This window comes from Planktotalea sp. (assembly GCF_039984035.1).
GTDB lineage: Bacteria > Pseudomonadota > Alphaproteobacteria > Rhodobacterales > Rhodobacteraceae > Planktotalea.
The window spans coordinates 1-5,012 of the sequence record NZ_JBDWVM010000367.1 but is presented as its reverse complement, the minus strand read 5'-3'; the positions used below and the strand labels follow the sequence as shown (position 1 = coordinate 5,012).

Below are 5,012 nucleotides of genomic sequence, written 5' to 3'. Positions count from 1 at the left end.
CGGCGGATCGTAGCCGCCCCGTCGATGATCTGGCCAGTGCGTTTACGTACATAATTTGACGGTCTGGACGCGCTACGCGTTTTCGGAGATGGCAGGATCGCAGCCAGTCGCGCAGCTTGGGTTGCGCTTAGCTGTTCAGGTCCAACACCAAAGTAATGACGCGCCGCTGCCTCAACGCCAAAGACGCCCTCGTCAAACTCAGCGATGTTCAAATAAACCTCTAGGATACGTCGCTTGGACCACATGAGTTCCATGACGGGTGTAATCGCCGCTTCCAAAGCTTTGCGAACATAACTGCGCCCATGCCAAAGGAAGACGTTTTTCACGACCTGTTGGCTAATCGTCGAAGCACCGCGCGCGCCGCCCGCATCTACAGCCGCGCGGATCGCACTCATGTCAAAGCCCCAGTGATTGCAATAATTCGCATCTTCCGCTGCAACAACAGAGCGCGCCATGACAGGTGCGATTTGATCCATCGGCACCCATTCATGATCAACCTCTTCGCCGATACGCAGCGATTCACTGCGCATGTAGGGCGTCTTGCTCGGATTGTACCACGTGTACAGAAGCACCCAGAGCAACATCAAAACCACGAAAATCAAAATGCAGCGCACAAACCAACGGCGCACAAACAAGCGCGTCGCAGTGATGCGATCCGCAAAGGAGCGTTTGACCTTTGCTTTGCTCTTTTTCTTGGGTGTTGTTTTTTTCTTTGCTGCGCGTGCCATGAAACGGACCTTACAGCGCGCGCCAGAATAGAAAAACGCCCGAAGCAGAACCTCGGGCGTTTTTTTAGATCACGTTGCGCTTACTCCGCAGGGATCGCTTTGTCTTCGATACCCAATGGGTGTGGCAGGTTGTCGAGCATCTCTAGCGGGCAGATCTGAACAAAGTTCGCCAGTTCGGTATCCCAGTGCTGCAAAATTTGCTCTGCATGAGCACTGCCAGTTTCGGCCGCATGGCGTTCGATCAGCATCTTCAACTGACGTTCCCAGTGCGCTTGGGTCACAGAACACGTCACAAGCGTTTCGTGGTTCATCAAGCTTTGCGCTTCGCCCTCAGGATCGTAGAGGTAGGCCATACCGCCGGTCATACCCGCGCCAAAGTTCGCGCCGATAGAGCCAAGGATCACAGCAACGCCGCCGGTCATGTATTCACAACCGTTGGAACCACAGCCTTCAATCACCACAGAGGCACCAGAGTTACGCACAGCGAAACGTTCGCCAGCGCGACCCGCCGCGAAGAGATAACCGTCCGTCGCACCATAAAGAACGGTGTTCCCGATGATCGTATTCTCGGACGCTTTCAATGGGCTCGCCATAGGCGGACGCACAACGATTGTACCACCGGACAGGCCCTTACCAACGTAGTCATTGGCATCGCCGCTGACTTCGAGCTTTAGTCCAGGAGCCGCGAAGGCACCCAGAGACTGACCGGCAGAGCCTTTAAGCTGAACCGTCAGGTGATCTGGTTGTAGTGTATTGCGCATGCCGAAGTTCTTGACGATGTGGCTAGAGACCCGTGTACCAACGGTGCGATGGGTGTTCTGGATCGCATAAGACAGCTGCATCTTTTCACCGTCTTCCAAGAAACGCGCAGCATCGCGCACGATCTCAGCGTCAAGCGTGTCAGGCACAGCAGTGCGTGGGCGGGAACGATCATATTTAATGTTCTCGGACCCATCGACGGTGATCAGAAGCGGGTTCAGATCAAGGTCATCCAGATGCGCAGAGCCACGGGAGACCTGATGCAACAGGTCTGCACGGCCAATGACGTCATCCAAGGAACGCGCACCGATAGACGCCAACACTTCACGAACTTCCTGTGCATAGAAGGTGATGAGGTTCACAACCTTGTCCGCTGTGCCCGTGAACTTGTCACGCAACGCTTCGTCCTGCGTACAAACGCCGACTGGGCATGTGTTGGACTGGCACTGACGTACCATGATGCAGCCCATCGCGATCAGTGCTGCTGTCCCGATACCGTATTCTTCAGCGCCAAGCATTGCGGCCATGACAACGTCACGACCCGTGCGCAGACCACCATCGGTGCGCAATGTTACGCGATCACGAAGGTTGTTCATCGCCAAAACTTGGTGCGCTTCGGTCAAACCCATTTCCCATGGCAGACCCGCGTATTTGATCGAGGTCGCAGGAGATGCGCCTGTACCGCCGTTATGGCCAGACACGAGGATCACATCAGCTTTCGCCTTTGCAACACCAGCGGCAATCGTGCCAACACCGGAAGAAGCAACCAGTTTCACCGTCACTTTACAGCGCGGGTTGATCTGCTTGAGATCGTAAATAAGCTGCGCCAAATCTTCGATAGAATAGATATCGTGATGCGGCGGCGGTGAAATCAATGTCACACCTTTGGTCGAGTGACGCAGGCGCGCGATCAGGTCTGTGACCTTCATGCCCGGCAATTGGCCACCCTCACCGGGCTTTGCGCCCTGTGCAACTTTGATTTCCAGCTCTTCACACTGGTTCAGATATTCTGCTGTAACACCAAAACGACCAGAGGCCACCTGCTTGATCTTCGCGGATGGATTATCGCCATTTGGCTCTGGTACGAAGTGCGCTGGATCTTCACCGCCCTCACCTGAATCAGAGCGCGCGCCAATGCGGTTCATCGCGACGTTCAGCAATTTATGCGCTTCGGGGCTAAGAGCACCCAAAGACATGCCAGGCGTTACAAAACGCTTGCGGATCGCTGTGACGCTTTCCACTTCATCCACGTTGATCGCTTCGCCCATAGGCTTGATCGCCAGCAAGTCGCGCAAGTTGATCGGCGGGTTGCTTTGCATTTTCGCGCTATACTGCTTCCACATCTGGAAAGAGCCCGTGTTACACGCGGTTTGCATCATGTGCATGGACTGCGCTTCCCACGCGTGGGTTTCGCCAGATTTACGCGCCTTGTAGAAGCCACCAATTGGCAGAACATCACGGCCACCCTGCCAGCCCAGCGCGTGAATTTCTTCCGCTTTGAACTGGATACCAGAGACGCCGATGCCGCTGATGCGGGACGTCATGCCCGGGAAGAACTCCGCGCACATCGCGCGGGAGAGGCCAACCGCCTCAAAGTTCAGACCACCACGGTAGGACGAGATCACAGAAATCCCCATCTTCGCCATGATTTTCAGCAGGCCTTGGTCAATCGCGTTGCGATAGCGCGCGATGGCTTCGGTCAATGTGCAATCGAGCAGTCCGCGCTCAATACGGTCGGCAAGGGAATCTTCCGCAAGATAGGCGTTCACAACCGTCGCGCCACAGCCGATCAGAACCGCAAAGTAATGCGGATCAACACATTCAGCAGACCGCACGTTCAAAGAACAGAAGGTACGCAGACCTTTGCGTGTCAGGTGGCTATGAACAGCGGACGTCGCAAGGATCATCGGCATGCCAACGCGGGTTTCATTCTGACCTTGATCCGTCAGAACAATGTGACCCGCACCAGAGCGCACGGCATCTTCAACTTCTGAACGGATGCGCGTGAGGCCAGCTTGCAATTCTCCAGCACCGCTTTCGAACGTACAATCGATTTCGACAACGCCAGCATTAAAGTTCTTAACCAACTCATCCCACTGCGCGTTGCCCACGAACGGGCTGTCGAGCACGAGAATTTCGGTTTGCGCAGAGCTTTCGTCCAAAACGTTCTTGAGGTTCCCAAACCGCGTTTTGAGGCTCATCACGCGGAATTCGCGCAAGCTGTCGATAGGTGGGTTTGTCACCTGAGAGAAGTTCTGACGGAAGAAATGGCTCAGCGGGCGATACTTCTTAGACAGAACAGCAGACGGCGTATCATCGCCCATAGAGGCCAGCGTCTCTTTGCCATCTTCGGCCATTGGTGCAAGAATTTGCTCCAGCTCTTCGATGGTGTAGCCAGCCGCAATCTGACGCTTGCGCAATTCCGCGCCCGCATAGATCGCTGTCTCAGTCACCGAACCAAGCGCGCCATCAAGTTCGTTGATTTTGCCAACCCAATCACCGAAAGGCTGGGCAGCGGCCAGCTTATCTTTGATCTCTGTGTCGTGGTACATTTTGCCGTCCTGCATATCGACAGCAAGAATTTGACCCGGGCCAAGCGCACCTTTTTCAACGACGGTTGCTTCGTCGATCGGCACCATGCCCGCCTCGGAACCCGCGATCACGAGACCATCTGCAGTTACAACGTAGCGCATTGGGCGCAGACCGTTACGGTCAAGACCGGCGCAGACCCAGCGACCGTCGGTCATGGCAAGCGCAGCGGGGCCATCCCATGGCTCCATCACGGAGTTGCAGTAAGAATACATATCGCGCCACGACTGAGGCAGTTCAACCGCTTGCTTGGACCAGCTTTCTGGAACCAGCATTGTTTTCGCCATAGGCGCGTTGCGACCTGCGCGCACGAGAACCTCGAACACGGAATCAAGCGCGGCAGAGTCAGAAGACCCCGCTGCGATGATCGGCTTGATATCTTCCGCCATGTCGCCAAATGCGCCAGAGGCCATGCGAATTTCGTGGCTCTTCATCCAGTTGACGTTGCCCTTGAGCGTGTTGATCTCACCGTTGTGGGCCAACATGCGGAACGGCTGCGCGAGCCACCATTCAGGGAAGGTGTTTGTGGAATAGCGCTGGTGATAGATCGCGAACGCACTCTCGAAACGCTCATCCATCAGGTCAGGGTAGAATACCGCAACCTGCTCCGCGAGCATCATGCCTTTGTAGATCACCGAGCGGCAAGACAAGGACGCGAGATAGAGATCGTTAATGCCAGCCGCTGCTGCCGCTTTTTCAATACGGCGACGGATCACATAGAGCTCACGCTCGAACGTTTCTTCATCCACGCCTTTAGAGTTGGAGATGAGGATTTGCTCAATCTCTGGGCGCGTTGCGTTCGCTTTGTCGCCTAGGCAGGACACATCAACCGGCACATGGCGCCAGCCGTAGATGTAATAGCCCATGCGCAGAACTTCGGATTCAACGATGGTCCGGCAGGTTTCTTGCGCGCCATAGTTTGTGCGCGGCAGGAAG

The 5,012-nt window shown here is 55.5% G+C and carries 2 protein-coding genes; both read right to left on the bottom strand.

The features are described 5' to 3' along the window. Positions 1-728: monofunctional biosynthetic peptidoglycan transglycosylase (gene mtgA / locus ABJQ89_RS16355; protein ID WP_348497224.1), on the bottom strand; the 728-nt coding region annotated here is incomplete at its 3' end. An 80-nt stretch (positions 729-808) separates the two neighbouring features. Further along, positions 809-5,012 (bottom strand): glutamate synthase large subunit (gltB, locus tag ABJQ89_RS16350; RefSeq protein WP_348497223.1); only part of this gene is annotated, 4,204 nt, incomplete at its 5' end.